We start from the raw sequence: 14,462 nt of genomic DNA on the forward strand, positions 1-14,462 counted from the left end.
TGCCTCACTCCTTGTAGTAGACGATCTGGTGCGAGCTGGCGATCAGCTCGCCGCCGGCGCTCCATAGCTGCGCGCGCTGGTCGAAGAAGCCCTGCCTGAACACCTGCGCCTGCGCGCTGGCCAGCACGTGGCTGTGGCCCAACGCCGCCAGCGTGGCCGCATCGGCATGGAAATAGGTGGTCATCGACACCGTGCCGGCTGGCACGAAACCCGCGCGCTTGAGGAAGATGCGCGGGTAGAAGCTGTCAGCCCAGGCCGCCACCGCGGCAAAGTCCGGCGTGCGCGCCGGCGCGTCGCGCAGCCAGAACTGCGTCAGGCTGTCCGGGTGCTCGGTGCCGGCCTCGGTGGCCGGCTTGGCGCCGCGCACCGGACGCATGTCGTAGGACTTGAGCCAGCGCACCGGCGCAAACCCGCTCATGGCCGGCAGGGTGTCGGCCGCTGGCACCTCCGGCATCAGCGCCTCGCCGCAGGCCCAGGTCTCGCGGCGCACCGCAAACATGGCGGTGGCGGTGGTGGCTACGGCATCGCCCTGGCGCAGCTCCAGCGTCCAGTGCTGGGTCGAGCGGTTGGTGCGCACCGGGCGCGCCTCGATCTCGAACGGGCCCTCGGCGATCGGCCCGGCAAAGTTGACCGTCAGCGAGACCGGGTCGCCCAGGCGCTGCGGATGGTCCAGCGCCGCCTGCAGCAGCGTGGCGGCGGTGATGCCGCCGAACGGCCCGATCATGTTCCAGTACGCCGGCGTGGTGCGGCCCAGGAAGCGGTGTTCGCCGGCCGGCTCCAGCACCAGCGCGTCGTCAAGGGGATGGAACGGGCTGGCGGCAGTGGCCGTCTGGGTCTGGGGCGCAGTGGACATGGCTGGTATGGGTTGGTCGCAGGGAATAGCACGATCGTTCGATCATCTGCCTACACTAACCGTAGTCAGCGCTCGGGTCAATACGGCAGTCCTCCAGCCACTGGCACCGTGGCGCCCGCATCAGCCTTGCGCACGCCGCAGCAGCGGCAAGCTCCAGCCTAGCTGGTTGGCGACCACGCCCAGTAGCACCAGCGCCATGCCGGCGATCTGGAGCGGTCCCAGCACCACGCCGAACACCATCACGTCGATGACGATCGCCACCAGTGGATAGACAAAGGACAGCGTGGCGATCGACACCACGTTGAGCCGCTGGAACGCGCCGTACAGCAGCGTGTACATCACACCCGTATGCACCAGGCCCAGCGCCAGCAGCGCCGCCCAGGTGCCGGTGCCATAGCTGCCGGCCGCGGGATGGGCCAGCGGCGCCAGCATCAGCACGCCCAGCACCATCTGCAGCCCGGCGATCTGGCCCGGCGGAATCGCCTGCAGCCGCCGCGTGGCCATGGTCGTCACCGCATACAGCAGTGCCGCCAGCAGCGCCAGGCCGATACCGGCCAGCATCGCCGCGCCAGTGGCGCCATGCTCCAGCCCGGTGATCAGCATCACCCCGGCAAAGGCCAGCACCAGCCATGGCAGCCGCGCGAACGGGAACGGCTCGCGCTGGATCACCGATGTGAGCAGCAGCAGGAAGAACGGCTGGGTGTGGTAGACCACCGTGGCAATGGCGATGCCGCTGTACGCATACGCCGAGAACAGCGCCAGCCAGTTGAGCACCAGCGTGACGCCGCCCAGCACCAGCCAGCCAAGCTGCGCACGGGTCATCCGCACCCAACCGCGCTGCAGCGTCAGCACGCCCAGCAGCGCGGCGCCGCCGAACAGGCAGCGGAAGAAGACCACGTCGAGCGGCGGTTGGCCGCTGGTGACCACGAACCAGCCGATGGTGCCAGACAGCAGCATGGCCGCGACCATGCGCCAGGCGCCGCCTGGCAAGGGTTGTTGGGAGGGCATGACGGACTCCGGTCAGACAATGGCTGCATTGTTCCACCATGCAATCTGCTCAACAATCCCGTCATCGCTCAATTAATATTTGATCTGAAGTCAAAGGATGGGGACGCGCAATGCCGGATATGCCACTTAATGCGATGGCCGTGTTTGCACGCGTGGTCGAGTGCGGCAGCTTCTCGGCTGCCGCACTCGACCTGGGCATGACCCCATCGGCGGTCAGCCGGCATGTCTCCCGCCTGGAAGCCACGCTCGGTGCCAGCCTGCTGCAGCGGACCACGCGCGCGTTTGCGCTGACTGAGCTGGGCCAGTCGGTCTACGCCGCCTGCGCCCGCATGACCGCCGCCGCGCGCGAGGTCACCGCGCTGGCCGGCGAGCACGGCGGCACGCCGCATGGCGTGCTGCGCGTCAGCGCGCCGGTCTCGTTCGGGCAGGCCTGGCTGGCCCCGCGGCTGCCGGCGCTGCTGGCCAAATACCCGGGGCTGGACCTGCAGCTGACCCTGGCCGACCGCATGGTCGACCTGGTCGAAGAAGGGATGGACGTGGCCGTACGCATCGCGCGCGAACTGGCGCCCGGGCTGGCCGCGCGCCCGCTGCGCGAGGTGCGCTACCGGCTGGTGGCCTCGCCCGGCTACCTGGCCCGCCACGGCACGCCGGCCACGCCCGCCGACCTGCCCGCCGCACGCTGCCTGTACCTGGGCTACGGCAACTTCGGTGAGCGCTGGACCATGCGCCATCAGGCTGGCGGCGAGAAAGTGGAGGTGCGCATCCCGCCGCGCCTGACGCTGAACAACAGCCTGGCGATCATGAGCATGGTGGAGCGCGATGCCGGCATCGGGCTGGTGCCGGACTTCTCATTGGGCGATGCACTGGACCAGGGCCGGGTCGTCACCGTGCTGGCCGACTGGGACATCCTCGAGCCCTACATCGGCACGGCCTACGCGGTCTACACACCCACACGGCATGTACCGCCCAAGGTGCGCGCCTTTGTCGATCACCTGGCCAGCACCGCCGGCGACGCGCCGCGCTGATCACTCCGCCGACTGACCCAGGACCCGGCGCAGCAGCCACAGCATCGCGCCGCGCACGCGCACGGCATCGGCCCCGGCCTCGATCTCCAGCGCGGCACGGTCGAACGCCGCCGACAGCAGCGGTGCCACGTCGCCCTGTGGGTCCACGCCCGCGGCATCCAGCCCCTCGCGCAGCGTGCGGGCGGCGTTGGCGTCGTCCAGCGCGAGCGTTTCGCGCAGTCCCAGCACCGCCGGCCCGTCCACCAGCAGCAGGCGCGTGCGGCCCGGCACCGTCATTGCCTCCAGGTAGGCCTGCGCCCCGGCGATCAGGGCGTCCGCGGCATCGAGTCCTGCGGGCGCCGCAGCTTCAATATCGTCCGCCACGGCAGCAGCCTCCTCCGCCAGCACGTGCCGGAACAGGTCGCGCTTGTCGGCGAAATGGTGGTACAGCGCGCCGCGCGTGATGCCGGCGGCGGCGCAGACGTCCGGGGTGGAGGTCTCCCCATAGCCACGGCTGACAAACAGCGCGCGCGCGGCATCGAGCAGCGCCTGTCGGGTTGCCTCGGTACGTTCGCGGTTGGATCGGGCCACGCATTGCCTCCTTGCATACATGCAGCCTGTATCTTAATATCAATTTACATACAGACTGCATGTATTTGGACGAAAGAGGAGCATTTCATGAAAGGCACCAGCTACTACCCCGTCATCATGACCGGCGAGGTTGCCGGCACGGCCGCGTTCTACCAGCGTCATTTCGGCTTTGTGGCACTGTTCACCAGCGACTGGTACGTGCACCTGCAACTGGTTGACGATGCGTCGGTCAACCTCGCGGTGCTGGACGGCAGCCACGAGACCATCCCCGCCCCGGCCCGGGGCCAGTGCGCCAGGGGATTGCTGCTGAACTTCGAGGTGGAAGACCCGGATGCGGTCCATGACCGCCTGCAGGCGGCCGGGCTGCCGATCCTGCTGCCGCTGCGCGACGAGGCCTTCGGGCAGCGGCATTTCATTACCGCCGACCCGAACGGCGTGCTGATCGACATCATCAAGCCGATCCCGCCGTCGGGGGAGTTTGCCGTGCAGTACGAAGCGGGCGCGCTGCCCGGCTGACGCGCCTGGCTCAGGCCGCGCAGACCCGGTACACCGCCAGGCTGCCGCGCCAGTTGCCGCCCCAGTTGACGGTCACACCCTCGTGCATCACCACGCGGTCGATCACGCGCAGGCCGACCTTGGGCGCCAGCGCTTCGAAGTCGCTGATGGTCAGCACGCGCACGTTGGGCGTGTTGTACCACTGGTAGGGCAGCGATTCCGACACCGGCATGCGGCCGCGGAACACCGACAGCCGGTGCGGCCAGTAGCCGAAGTTCGGGAACGACACGATGCACTCGCGCCCCACCCGCAGCGTGTCGCGCAGCACCTGCGCGGTGTTGTGGATGGTCTGCAGCGTCTGCGACAGGATCACCGTATCGAAGCTCTTGTCCTCGAACAGCGCGAGGCCCCCTTCCAGGTTCTGCTGGATGACATGCACGCCCTTCTGCGCGCACGCCAGCACGCCTTCGTCGCGGATCTCGATGCCGTAGGCCTGCACGTCGAGTTCGTCCTGCAGCACGCGCAGCAGGCTGCCGTCGCCGCAGCCCAGGTCGAGCACGGTGGAGTTGGGTTCGATCCAGCGCGCGATCGCGCGGAAGTCGGGGCGCAGCGCCAGGATATTGGGATTGGCCAGGGCGTTCATGCGCCGATCTCCTCTGCGATGCGGTCGTAATAGGCGCGCATCAGGTCGTGATAGCGCGGGTCGTCGAGCAGGAAGGCATCGTGGCCGTGCGGCGCGTCGATCTCGGCGTACGAGACCGGGCGCTTGTTGTCCAGCAGCGCCTTGACCAGCTCGCGGCTGCGGCTGGGCGCAAAGCGCCAGTCGGTGCCGAAGCTCGCCACCAGGAAGCTGGCCTGGGTCTGCGCCATCGCGCGCGTCAGGTCGCCGCCGAAGGCCAGCGCCGGGTCGAAGTAGTCGAGCGCGCGCGTGATCAGCAGGTAGGTGTTGGCGTCGAAGTACTCGGCGAACTTGTCGCCCTGGTAGCGCAGGTAGCTCTCCACCTGGAACTCGACATCGAACGAGAAGCGGATGTCGTCGGTCTTCAGCTCGCGGCCGAATTTCTCGGCCATGTCCTCGTCCGACAGATAGGTGATATGGCCGATCATGCGCGCCACGCGCAGGCCGCGCTTGGGCTTGACCCCATGCGCGTAGTAGTTGCCGCCGTGGAAGTCGGGATCGGACAGGATGGCGCTGCGCGCGACCTCGTTGAAGGCGATGTTCTGCGCCGACAGCTTGGGCGTGGATGCGACCACGATGCAATGGCGCAGGCGCTCCGGGTACATCAGGCTCCAGGCCACCGCCTGCATGCCGCCCAGGCTGCCGCCCATCACCGCGGCGAACTGCGCGATGCCGAACGCGTCGGCCACGAGCGCCTGCGCATTGACCCAGTCTTCCACCGTCACCACCGGGAACGCCGCGCCGTAGGGCGCGCCGGTGGCCGGGTTGAGGCTCATCGGGCCGGTCGAGCCGAAGCACGAGCCCAGGTTGTTGACGCCGATGACGAAGAAGCGATTGGTATCGAGCGGCTTGCCGGGCCCGACCATGTTGTCCCACCAGCCCACGTCGCGCGGGTCTTCGGCGTAGACGCCGGCCACATGGTGCGAGGCATTGAGCGCGTGGCACACGAGCACCGCGTTGGAGCGGGCCGCATTGAGCGTGCCATAGGTCTCGACCATCAGGTCGTAGCCGGCAATGGACGAGCCGTTGCGCAGCTTCAGCGGCTCGGCAAAGTGCATGCGCTGCGGCGCAACCACGCCGACCGAATCGGGCGGCAGGTCGAACGCGGCAGGCGCGGCGGTCGGCAGGGCGACATCAGTCATGGAATCCGGCCCGTGGCGAACGGGCATAAAAAAACCCGACCGGCATTTGCGTATGAAGCGTCGCAGCCAAGTCGGGATTCACTGGATTCCTTGCGGAATTCCGCGTGCCGGCGCCATCCACTACCGTGGTGGCATGGGGCGCCGACCCAACCTCTTTAGCCGCATTTATAGTGGCAACCCGGAACTTGGTCCCTTGGCTGCCGCGCGCCCGCAAGCCAGTCATCAAATCGGCGCGACCGGGCAATTATAGAGCAATCGGCCCGGCGTGTAGTTTTCAGCTCAGCAAGACCCGCAGGTACGCCTCGGCATGGTCCGACGGCGACTTGCGGAACCCGCTCTTGGCATAGCGGTGCCACTGTCCCTGCACCGCCGCCATGATCAGCGCCGCGCGTGCCGGGATGTCGGCATCCGCCGGGAAGGCGGCCTGCGTCACCGCCACCTTCAGGCACTGGCGCAGCGAGGCCTCGATGCGGTCCACCACCTGGTTGATGCGCTCCTGCAAGCGTTCGTGCTCGCCCACCAGCGCCTCGCCGGTCAGCACGCGCGTCATGCCCGGGTTCTTCTCGGCAAACGACAGCAGCATGCGCACGATGGCATGGGCCTGGCGCAGGCCGTGCTCTTCCTTGTCAGTGATCTGGTTGATCAGCCCAAAGACGGTCTGCTCGATAAAGGCGATCAGGCCCTCATACATCTGCGCCTTGCTGGCGAAATGGCGGTACAGCGCCGCCTCGGACACGCTCAGGCGCGCAGCCAGCGCGGCCGTTGTGATCTTCTCCCCGCGCGGGTGCTCCAGCATGGTGGCCAGCGTCTGCAGGATCTGCACGCGGCGCTCGCCCGGGCGCGGGCGCTTGCGCGCCGGCGTGGCCGGCGGCTGGCCGCCGTCCTGCGCATCCTGCGCACTGCCTGAAATGACCGCCTCTGGCTCGCGCCCGTTGCTTTGCGTCATGACCCGATTCTCCGCATTCGTCGTTGGAGTTGATGCATCAATTGTACTTTTATGTCCACATAGGCCGGCCGGTTCGGTACGCGGGCGCGCACGCGCGGCACGTGCTCGGGCTGCGCCTGCGGTGCCTGGGTCTCCGCGGCCACCAGCGTGACCGACTGCTCCTGCGCGGCGTGGCCGACATGGCGCCGGTCCTCCGCCTCCAGCGTCGAGCGTACCGCGGCATCGCGCCGGCTGCCGTCGTCGCGCATTGCGGGCACCTCATGCGGGCGCGATGGCGCGATCGTGCGCAGGTAACCCGTCACCCACGCGGTGCGGATACCGGTGCCGGCATAGCGCTTGAGGTGCGACATGGTGTCTTCCACCAGCACCGCGCGATGCGGCGCGATGCGGGTCTGCACCAGCAGCCGGCGCAGCATGCGGCGGTCCGGCTTGGGCCGCAGGTGGCCATGCACCCACATCTGCTCGATCGCCACCACGCGCTCGAAGCAATGCCGTATGCCCGCTATCTCCAGCACCGCCCGCGCGTAGTCCTGCGGCGCATTGGTGACCAGGATCTTGCGCCCCGGCAGGCGCCGCAGGTGCGCGGCCAGCCCGCGCCGCACCCGCACCATGTCGGCCAGCGCCGGGAATTCATGTGCGGCGCGCAGGAAGTCAGCCGGATCCACGTCGTGGTGCCGGATCATGCCGAGCAGCGTGGCGCCATAGCGCTGCCAGTAGTCCACGCGCACGCGGCTGGCGGTGGCCTCGTCGCAGCCGAGCACGCGCGCCACGTAGGCGGTCATCAGCCGATTGATGGCCGGGAAGATCGCGTGCGAGGCGTCGTGCAGGGTGTTGTCGAGATCGAACAACCAGACCGTATCGCCCGAGGTATTGCCCGCGGGGCGGCGGCAGAGGCGAGCGCGGACACGGCGCGGAGAAGGAAGACTGGAAGGCACGCCGGGCAACTCGGAGGGTGATGGGATGTTCGGGGCGGCCGGCCGCTGCCGGCACCGCCCCGAGGCTCCGCTCAGTGCGAGCGGATCATGGTGCCGAAGGCCTGCTCGGTCAGGATTTCCAGCAGCAGCGAATGCTCGATGCGGCCGTCGATGATGTGCACCGAATGCACGCCGCTCTTGGCCGCATCCAGCGCCGACGAGATCTTCGGCAGCATGCCGCCCGAGATGGTGCCGTCGGCGAACAGCTCTTCGATCTCGCGTGCGGACAGGTCGGTCAGCAGGTTGCCCTTCTTGTCCATCACGCCCGGGATGTTGGTCATCATCACCAGCTTCTCGGCCTTCAGGATCTCGGCCATCTTGCCGGCAACCACGTCGGCGTTGATGTTGTAGGCCTGGCCGTCGTCGGAAAAGCCGATCGGCGAGATCACCGGGATAAAGGCGTCGTCCTGCAGCGCCTTGACCACTGCGGGGTTGATCGCCTCGATGTCGCCCACATAGCCGATATCGATGAAGGCACCCGGGTTCTCGCGGTCCGGCATCTGCAGGCGCTTGGCGCGGATCAGGCCGCCGTCCTTGCCGGTCAGGCCCACGGCCTGGCCGCCGTACTGGTTGATCAGCATCACGATGTCCTGCTGGACTTCACCGCCCAGCACCCACTCGACCACTTCCATGGTCTCTTCGTCGGTGACGCGCATGCCCTGCACGAAGGTGCCGACCTTGCCGACCTTCTTCAATGCCTCATCGATCTGCGGGCCGCCGCCGTGCACCACCACCGGGTTCATGCCGACCAGCTTGAGCAGGATCACGTCGCGCGCGAAGCCGTGCTTGAGCTTCTCTTCGGTCATGGCATTGCCGCCGTACTTGACCACGATGGTCTTGCCGTGGAACTTGCGGATATACGGCAGGGCCTCGGCGAGGATCTCGGCTTTCAGCGCGGGAGCAATGGTGGCCACCGTGGTTGCGGCAGGCCCGGGGTTGTCGGCGTTCATGGGGGACATCCGTGAGAATCAACAGGTATGATGGCTAATCAGCCACGTAGCCAGGGATAACCAACGGGGATTGCCCGAAAGTGCGCCATCCGGCCACGGCAGGCGCCGATTTTACAAGAAACCGCGCGGGGCGCGAGTCAACCGGCCGAACGTGGTCCCGCGAATTGCCTGCAAGCGGCCTGCAAGCGCCCCACGGGGCACCAACGCGTTCCGTCCACGCAACAACGTGCCGCCACCTCAGCCGTTTGGCTTGCGCCGCGGCACAGCGTTCCCCAGCCTTGACCATCATGCCCGCCGCCAGCCGCCACTTGCCAGCCCGGATCCCCAACTTCCCGCCAGCGCCGGGAAGCCAGCCATGAGCGACGCTTCGGCCGTGCTGACCGGCCAGCTGCGCCCGGTCGAACATTGCAGCCGCTGCGGCGCGGGCTTTGTCTGCGGCTACGTGGCGGGGCTGCCCGAGTGCTGGTGCGCCAGCCAGCCGCTGCTGCCGGCGCGGCGCATCGTGCCGGGCCAGCACTGCCTGTGTCCGGCCTGCCTGGCAGCGCGCCGGCAAGCGGCTCAGGAACCTGATTCCGCCGCAGGCTGAGGCGCCGGCCCGGGCCCTGCGGCGCTGCCCCACTGCATCACCAGCATCCCCGCCACGATCAGCGCCGCGCCCGCCAGCCGCGCCGGCGTCAGCGCGCGCACCGCAAAGCCGGCCAGCCCGAACTGGTCCACCAGCAGCGCCGCCAGCACCTGGCCCGCCACCACCGCGGCGATAAAGCCCGCGGCACCCAGCTTGGGCGCCATCATCAGCGCGGCCGAAATATAGAACACCCCCAGCACCCCGCCGATCCAGAGCCAGCCCGGCGCGCGCGCCAGTGCCGACGGCACCGGCAGCGGCACGCGCAGCAGCCACAACACGGGCAGCAGCGCCGCCAGGCTGACCAGCAGCGACACCAGCGTGGCCGACAGCGGATGCCCCAGCGTGCGCCCAAGGGTGGCATTGGCGCCTGCCTGGAAGGGGATCGCTGCGCCGGCCAGCACGGCGGTGCCAAGCGGCAGCCAGAGTGAAACTGGGAGGGAAAACGGCAACTGGGTGCCTGACATGACGCGCTCCATAGGGCAAGATGCGATGCCAGCAGTTTGAAATATCGCAATGCGAATTTCCAATTCTGCTTTCGTACGTTTATTATTCGCCGAATGAATAGCCTACGCGGAATCGACCTCAACCTGCTGGTGGTGCTCGAAGCACTGCTGGCCGAGCGCCATATCTCCCGCGCCGCGCTGCGGCTGCACCTGAGCCAGCCGGCGGTCAGCCACGCGCTCGGGCGGCTGCGGCAGCTGCTCGACGATCCCATCCTGGTGCGCGGCAAGGGCGGCCTGGTGCTGAGCGCGCGCGCCCATGAGCTGTCCGGCCCGCTGGCCGAGGCGCTGGCGCAGGTGCGCATCCTGCTGGGGCCCGGCGGCTTCCAGCCGGCCACCGCGCGGCGCAGCTTCCGGCTGGCCATGTCCGACTACGGCGCGCTGGTGGTGCTGCCGCGGCTGCTGCGCGCGGTGCGCAAGGCCGCGCCCAATATCGACCTGGTGGTGTCGCAGGCCAGCCGCGAAGGCATGACCGCCCAGGTGGCCGATGGCGAGATCGACATGGCGCTGGGCGTGTTCACCCACCAGCCGGAAGGCGTGAAATCCGCGGAGTTGTTCTGCGAGAGCTATGCCTGCGCAGTGGATGCCGCCACCGTGCGCGATACCGGCCGGCTCGACCAGGTGGCCTACCTGGCGCGCTCGCACGTGCTGGTGGCCACGCACAGCGAACGCATGGACGCGATCGACACCGCGGTGGCCAAGCTGGGGGGACGGCGCAAGATCGCCTGCGTGGTGCCGCACTGGAGCGTGGCGCCGGCGCTGATCGCCGGGACCAACCTGGTGCTGACCACGGCGCGGCGCAGCCTGGCCGCGCTGGAGGAGGACCCGCGCTACGCCGTGTTCGCGCCGCCGTTTGCGCTGGACGACTTCACCTTCAGCATGATCTGGCACGAGCGCACCGAAGCCGATCCCGCCCACGCCTGGTTGCGCGAGCGCGTGCTGGCCGCGGCGGCCAGTCAGGAATCGGAAGAGCCGATCAGCTTGCGCGGCTGACGGCGCACCACTGGCTTGGCCGGCGCCGGCGGCCGTGACTCACGGCGCAGCGCGGGACTGGCAGGTGACTTGCCGGTCCCCGACTGGCCGCGAAAGACCAGCTTCTGGCGGGTACCGTGCTGCTTGTTGGCCATGATGTCGGATTGAAGCGGCCGGGCCGCCGGTCAGTGCTTGTGGTCGCCGTGGCCGGCCTGGCCGCCGCTGGCGGCAGCGGGCACCATGTCGCGCACTTCGGCCGTGACCTTCTGCTCGATCACCTTGCCGCCCTGCTCGATCTTCAGCGTGATGGGCACGGTGTCGCCCTTCTTGAGCTGCGACTTCAGGTCCATCAGCATCACGTGGTAGCCGCCCGGCTTCAGTTCGACGTTCTGCATCCTGGGCAGGTCCAGCGACTTGATCTGGCGCATGCGCATCACGTTGCCTTCCATCTTCATCTCGTGCAGCTCGGCCGCGGCCACCGGCGACGATACGCCGACCAGCTTCGCGTTGTCGTGCGCGTGCAGCACCATGAAGGCGCCGGAGGCAGTCTGGGTCGGCACCGTGCCGCGCACCCAGGCGTTGCTGACATCGACCTGGGCCAGCGCGGCGCCGGACGCCAGCGCGGCTGCGAGGGCGACCGATGCGGCCAGCGTGGCCGAGCGGAATTTGGCTTGCATGAAAGGCTCTCCTGAAAGCAGACATTAGACCATGGCGATGCCCGCCCGTGCATGCCCCAGGCAACCCCGCCATGCGGCGCACAGCCGGCTAGTCCGCTGAATCATTGAAATGGGAGGTGAAGGACATGTCATGCGGGATACAGCGCTAGGCGCAAAGCGCAGCAATAGCACGGCTATTGCGAGCATTTGCAACGACGCGATGTGCCCGCATGACATGGCAGGCGCCGACCAATTTCAGTGATTCAGTGGACTAGTCTGGCACCCCGCCCGGCGCGGCGCCAATGCGGCAAGGTGTCGCACGCACCGGTGCCCCGCGGCCGCATTGATACACTCGCGCCATGACCACCGCCGCAGCCGTGACCCGCTTGCCCGACCTCCCCTTCCTGTCGCCACTGCCGGCGGGCACCTCCGCCCGCCATGGCCAGGTGACGCTGCGCCGGCTGTTCTGGCTGCGCTGGGCACTGCTGGCGGGACAGGCGCTGACCGTGCTGAGCTGCGAGCCCATCGCCGGCATCCGCCTGCCCTATGGGCCGCTGCTGGTGGTGTTCGGCCTGCAGGCGCTGTTCAACCTGCTGACCGGCCTGCGCCTGCGCCAGCACACGCGGCGCAACAGCGCCCCCGGCGAGGCCGAGCTGATGGGCCAGCTGCTGGTGGACCTGACCGCGCTGTCGGCCATCCTGTTCTACACCGGCGGCGCGACCAACCCCTTTGTCTCGTTCTACCTGCCGGGGCTGGCCATCGCCGCCGCCATCCTGCCGTGGCGCCAGGTGATCGCGCTGGCGCTGTACGCGCTCGCCTGCTACACGCTGCTGCTGTTCGAATATGTGCCGCTGGACCTGCACAATCCGGACAACGCGGTGAACTACCACCTGGCCGGCATGTGGCTGAACTTTGTCGCCAGCGCGGTGATGATCGCGCTGTTCGTGGCGCGCCTGTCCGGCGTGCTGCGCCAGCGCGAGGCGCAGCTGAACCTGGCGCGCGAGCAGCTGCTGCGCGAGGCGCGCGTGGAAGACCTGAACGGCCAGGCCGCCGCGGTCGCACATGAGATCGGCACGCCGCTGGCCACGCTGGCGGTCATCGCCGGCGAGCTGCGTGCCGATGCCTCCGACGCGGGCCGCGGCACCTCCGCAATCAACGGTTACCTGCCCGACCTGCAGACCATGGAACAGCAGCTGGCGCTGTGCCGCACAACGCTCGCGCGCCTGCGCGAAGACCCGGCCACGCTGGCGCCCCAGCGCATCGACGGCTGGCTGCCGGCCTTTGCCGAGCGCTGGCAGCTGCGCCACCCCAACGCCAGCCTGCAGGCCAGTGCCACGCCGGGCGCCGGCGCGCAGGCGGTGGAAACCGCGCGCGTGGGCCAGATCCTGACCATCCTGCTGGACAACGCCGCGCGCAGCCAGCAAGCCGCGAGCCGCAGCCAGGAGCCGCTGCAGTTGCAGATCGCCATGGCGCCCGGCAATACCGCGCCGTGGCTGTCGTTCCGCATCGTCGACCACGGCGACGGCATTCCCGAGATGCTGCGCGGCCAACTGGGCGAAACCCCGGTGGCCAGCCAGCACGGCGGCCAGGGCATCGGCCTGTACCTGGCGCAAAGCGCCGCGCGGCAGATGGGCGGCGAGCTGGCCTGGCATGACCGCGCCGGCGGCGGCACCGTTGCCGAACTGCGCCTGCCTGCGCTGTCCACCCTTTCCGCATCCGCTGCCACCGCCGCCACGGCACAACGAATCCCATGACCGACACCCTCACCCCGGTACCCGAAGCCACCGCACCGGCTGGCACGCCCTTCCTGGTCATCGACGACGACGAAGTCTTTGCCGGCACCCTGGCACGCGCGCTCACGCGCCGCGGCTATGCCGTGCAGGTGGCGCACGACAGCCGCACCGCACTGGCACTTGCATCACGCATTGAGTTTGCCTATGTCACGCTGGACCTGCACCTGGAGCCGCCGCCGGACGCCGGCAGCACCGTGCCCGCGGAATCGGGGCTGCAGTTGGTGTCGCCGCTGCGCCAGGCGTTGCCGGACGCACGCATCCTGATCCTGACCGGCTACGCCAGCATCGCCACCGCGGTGGCGGCGGTCAAGCAAGGCGCGGACGAATACCTGGCCAAGCCGGCCAACGTCGATTCGATCCTGACCGCACTGATGGCGGGCGTGTCCGAAGATGCGGCGCAGGCCGCGCTGGAAGAGCCGGTGCCGCTGTCGGTGGCGCGGCTCGAGTGGGAGCATATCCAGCGCGTGCTGGCCGAGCATGACGGCAATATCTCCGCCACGGCACGGGCGCTGAACATGCACCGGCGCACCTTGCAGCGCAAGCTGGGCAAGCGGCCGGTGTCGCGGTAATTGTCACGGCAACAAGCGAAAAGGCCGCGCACAGGCGCGGCCTTTTACATGCCCGCTGGCAAGCGCCGTCCGGGTTACAGGCGCAGCTGGACATAGTCCCAGTCCAGGCCCTCGGCACTGTCCTGTGGCGTGCTGCCTTGCGCGATGCGCATGGCATCGCCGGCATGGCGGTCCGCCAGCGTGAACAGCGCGCCCGAGTCCAGCGCCAGCGTCGCCGCCGCGGCAGCGGCCGCACCGACCGTGCCCGATTGCGCCGCTTCGGCAGCCGGAATGCCCGGACGCACACACAGGAACGCGGTCGCCGCGGCCAGCGCGGCCAGCAGTCCGCCCGTGGCGAGCACTACCCGCCGGGTCTTGTAGTTGACCATCTGATTTCTCCTGCCAGTGAGTTGATGGGGATGCGGTGGCTCCCGCACCGGTCAATCGACCGTCAAGGTACGCAAGGGTCGCATCGGCAGGCAGGGGCGCGCCAGCGGGCTTACCAATGCTTACGAGGATTACTGGGGTGTGGCAGGTGGAAACGCATGGACATCAGAATCCGTCCCCTGCACGCGGCGTGCATGTGATCGCCAAGCCGGGCCAGTGCCGGCCGCCGCCTCATACAAGAAGTCATGCAAATCGGCATAGGGGGTAGCCATCCTGGCTACACCCCTGCCACACCACCCGGCATGCGGGTCCGCACCGGGCGGTTCGAGGGGTTGAGGT

17 protein-coding genes are annotated in these 14,462 nt (G+C 68.7%); 6 read left to right on the plus strand and 11 right to left on the minus strand.

Annotated elements, in window-relative coordinates; genetic code table 11:
* Positions 1-4: 4 nt before the first annotated feature.
* Positions 5-853 (minus strand): acyl-CoA thioesterase, encoded by an 849-nt coding sequence (locus ACW4E8_RS04420; RefSeq protein WP_456803387.1) that lies wholly within the window; start codon positions 851-853, stop codon positions 5-7.
* Positions 854-973: 120 nt separating this feature from the next.
* Positions 974-1,861 (minus strand): DMT family transporter, encoded by an 888-nt coding sequence (locus ACW4E8_RS04425; RefSeq protein ID WP_456803388.1) that lies wholly within the window; start codon positions 1,859-1,861, stop codon positions 974-976.
* 110 nt (positions 1,862-1,971) lie between these two features.
* On the opposite strand from ACW4E8_RS04425, the gene ACW4E8_RS04430 reads away from it, so the two are divergent.
* Positions 1,972-2,886, plus strand: a complete 915-nt coding sequence (locus ACW4E8_RS04430) for a LysR family transcriptional regulator (protein WP_456803389.1) — start codon at positions 1,972-1,974, stop codon at positions 2,884-2,886.
* Here the strand turns inward: ACW4E8_RS04430 and ACW4E8_RS04435 are convergent, their stop codons facing one another.
* Positions 2,887-3,477, minus strand: a complete 591-nt coding sequence (locus tag ACW4E8_RS04435; protein ID WP_456803390.1) for a TetR/AcrR family transcriptional regulator — start codon at positions 3,475-3,477, stop codon at positions 2,887-2,889.
* 66 nt (positions 3,478-3,543) lie between these two features.
* Between ACW4E8_RS04435 and ACW4E8_RS04440 the strand changes: the two genes are divergently transcribed.
* Positions 3,544-3,972, plus strand: a complete 429-nt coding sequence (locus ACW4E8_RS04440) for a VOC family protein (protein WP_456803391.1) — start codon at positions 3,544-3,546, stop codon at positions 3,970-3,972.
* Between the two features lie 10 nt (positions 3,973-3,982).
* On the opposite strand, the gene metW is transcribed toward ACW4E8_RS04440, so the two are convergent.
* The 5 genes from metW to argB form a co-directional block, all read right to left on the minus strand.
* The gene (metW, locus tag ACW4E8_RS04445; RefSeq protein WP_013955295.1) at positions 3,983-4,594 is read right to left on the minus strand and encodes a methionine biosynthesis protein MetW; all 612 of its coding nucleotides are present in this window, start codon (positions 4,592-4,594) and stop codon (positions 3,983-3,985) included.
* Positions 4,591-5,772, minus strand: coding sequence for a homoserine O-succinyltransferase MetX (metX, locus tag ACW4E8_RS04450; protein ID WP_456803392.1), 1,182 nt, complete (start codon positions 5,770-5,772; stop codon positions 4,591-4,593). Before metX ends, metW begins: the two co-directional genes overlap by 4 nt.
* A gap of 274 nt (positions 5,773-6,046) precedes the next feature.
* Complete coding sequence (slmA, locus tag ACW4E8_RS04455) at positions 6,047-6,718, minus strand: nucleoid occlusion factor SlmA (protein ID WP_456803393.1); 672 nt, start codon at positions 6,716-6,718, stop codon at positions 6,047-6,049.
* Positions 6,715-7,653, minus strand: coding sequence for a pyrimidine 5'-nucleotidase (locus ACW4E8_RS04460; protein WP_456803394.1), 939 nt, complete (start codon positions 7,651-7,653; stop codon positions 6,715-6,717). Before ACW4E8_RS04460 ends, slmA begins: the two co-directional genes overlap by 4 nt.
* A gap of 71 nt (positions 7,654-7,724) precedes the next feature.
* Positions 7,725-8,642 carry an acetylglutamate kinase gene (argB, locus tag ACW4E8_RS04465; protein WP_456803395.1) on the minus strand — a complete coding sequence of 306 codons (918 nt, stop codon included), beginning with the start codon at positions 8,640-8,642 and terminating at the stop codon, positions 7,725-7,727.
* Positions 8,643-8,997: 355 nt separating this feature from the next.
* Between argB and ACW4E8_RS04470 the strand changes: the two genes are divergently transcribed.
* Positions 8,998-9,228 carry a cysteine-rich CWC family protein gene (locus tag ACW4E8_RS04470; RefSeq protein WP_456803396.1) on the plus strand — a complete coding sequence of 77 codons (231 nt, stop codon included), beginning with the start codon at positions 8,998-9,000 and terminating at the stop codon, positions 9,226-9,228.
* Here ACW4E8_RS04470 and ACW4E8_RS04475 read toward each other — a convergent pair.
* Positions 9,201-9,731 carry a DMT family transporter gene (locus ACW4E8_RS04475; protein ID WP_456803397.1) on the minus strand — a complete coding sequence of 177 codons (531 nt, stop codon included), beginning with the start codon at positions 9,729-9,731 and terminating at the stop codon, positions 9,201-9,203. The two genes, ACW4E8_RS04470 and ACW4E8_RS04475, sit on opposite strands and share 28 nt — an antisense overlap.
* A gap of 93 nt (positions 9,732-9,824) precedes the next feature.
* Here ACW4E8_RS04475 and ACW4E8_RS04480 point away from each other — a divergent pair, with 93 nt between their 5' ends.
* Positions 9,825-10,760: a LysR family transcriptional regulator gene (locus ACW4E8_RS04480; RefSeq protein ID WP_456803398.1), complete on the plus strand. Its 936-nt coding sequence runs from the start codon at positions 9,825-9,827 to the stop codon at positions 10,758-10,760.
* A gap of 164 nt (positions 10,761-10,924) precedes the next feature.
* Here ACW4E8_RS04480 and ACW4E8_RS04485 read toward each other — a convergent pair whose 3' ends face one another.
* Positions 10,925-11,416, minus strand: coding sequence for a copper chaperone PCu(A)C (locus ACW4E8_RS04485; RefSeq protein ID WP_456803399.1), 492 nt, complete (start codon positions 11,414-11,416; stop codon positions 10,925-10,927).
* Positions 11,417-11,754: 338 nt separating this feature from the next.
* Here ACW4E8_RS04485 and ACW4E8_RS04490 point away from each other — a divergent pair, with 338 nt between their 5' ends.
* Together ACW4E8_RS04490 and ACW4E8_RS04495 are read left to right on the plus strand one after the other, a co-directional pair.
* Positions 11,755-13,149: an ATP-binding protein gene (locus ACW4E8_RS04490; protein WP_456803400.1), complete on the plus strand. Its 1,395-nt coding sequence runs from the start codon at positions 11,755-11,757 to the stop codon at positions 13,147-13,149.
* Positions 13,146-13,757: a response regulator transcription factor gene (locus ACW4E8_RS04495; RefSeq protein ID WP_018313710.1), complete on the plus strand. Its 612-nt coding sequence runs from the start codon at positions 13,146-13,148 to the stop codon at positions 13,755-13,757. Before ACW4E8_RS04490 ends, ACW4E8_RS04495 begins: the two co-directional genes overlap by 4 nt.
* A gap of 74 nt (positions 13,758-13,831) precedes the next feature.
* On the opposite strand, the gene ACW4E8_RS04500 is transcribed toward ACW4E8_RS04495, so the two are convergent.
* The gene (locus tag ACW4E8_RS04500; protein ID WP_456803401.1) at positions 13,832-14,125 is read right to left on the minus strand and encodes a hypothetical protein; all 294 of its coding nucleotides are present in this window, start codon (positions 14,123-14,125) and stop codon (positions 13,832-13,834) included.
* Positions 14,126-14,462 lie beyond the last annotated feature (337 nt).

Source organism: Cupriavidus sp. CP313 (genome assembly GCF_054072015.1).

Bases quoted from the DNA above. Each gene is read 5' to 3' on its own strand.
- ACW4E8_RS04420 (WP_456803387.1), bottom strand. From the start codon at position 853: ATGTCCACTGCGCCCCAGACCCAGACGGCCACTGCCGCCAGCCCGTTC.
- ACW4E8_RS04425 (WP_456803388.1), bottom strand. From the start codon at position 1,861: ATGCCCTCCCAACAACCCTTGCCAGGCGGCGCCTGGCGCATGGTCGCG.
- ACW4E8_RS04430 (WP_456803389.1), top strand. From the start codon at position 1,972: ATGCCGGATATGCCACTTAATGCGATGGCCGTGTTTGCACGCGTGGTC.
- ACW4E8_RS04435 (WP_456803390.1), bottom strand. From the start codon at position 3,477: ATGTATGCAAGGAGGCAATGCGTGGCCCGATCCAACCGCGAACGTACC.
- ACW4E8_RS04440 (WP_456803391.1), top strand. From the start codon at position 3,544: ATGAAAGGCACCAGCTACTACCCCGTCATCATGACCGGCGAGGTTGCC.
- metW (WP_013955295.1), bottom strand. From the start codon at position 4,594: ATGAACGCCCTGGCCAATCCCAATATCCTGGCGCTGCGCCCCGACTTC.
- metX (WP_456803392.1), bottom strand. From the start codon at position 5,772: ATGACTGATGTCGCCCTGCCGACCGCCGCGCCTGCCGCGTTCGACCTG.
- slmA (WP_456803393.1), bottom strand. From the start codon at position 6,718: ATGACGCAAAGCAACGGGCGCGAGCCAGAGGCGGTCATTTCAGGCAGT.
- argB (WP_456803395.1), bottom strand. From the start codon at position 8,642: ATGAACGCCGACAACCCCGGGCCTGCCGCAACCACGGTGGCCACCATT.
- ACW4E8_RS04470 (WP_456803396.1), top strand. From the start codon at position 8,998: ATGAGCGACGCTTCGGCCGTGCTGACCGGCCAGCTGCGCCCGGTCGAA.
- ACW4E8_RS04475 (WP_456803397.1), bottom strand. From the start codon at position 9,731: ATGTCAGGCACCCAGTTGCCGTTTTCCCTCCCAGTTTCACTCTGGCTG.
- ACW4E8_RS04480 (WP_456803398.1), top strand. From the start codon at position 9,825: ATGAATAGCCTACGCGGAATCGACCTCAACCTGCTGGTGGTGCTCGAA.
- ACW4E8_RS04485 (WP_456803399.1), bottom strand. From the start codon at position 11,416: ATGCAAGCCAAATTCCGCTCGGCCACGCTGGCCGCATCGGTCGCCCTC.
- ACW4E8_RS04490 (WP_456803400.1), top strand. From the start codon at position 11,755: ATGACCACCGCCGCAGCCGTGACCCGCTTGCCCGACCTCCCCTTCCTG.
- ACW4E8_RS04495 (WP_018313710.1), top strand. From the start codon at position 13,146: ATGACCGACACCCTCACCCCGGTACCCGAAGCCACCGCACCGGCTGGC.
- ACW4E8_RS04500 (WP_456803401.1), bottom strand. From the start codon at position 14,125: ATGGTCAACTACAAGACCCGGCGGGTAGTGCTCGCCACGGGCGGACTG.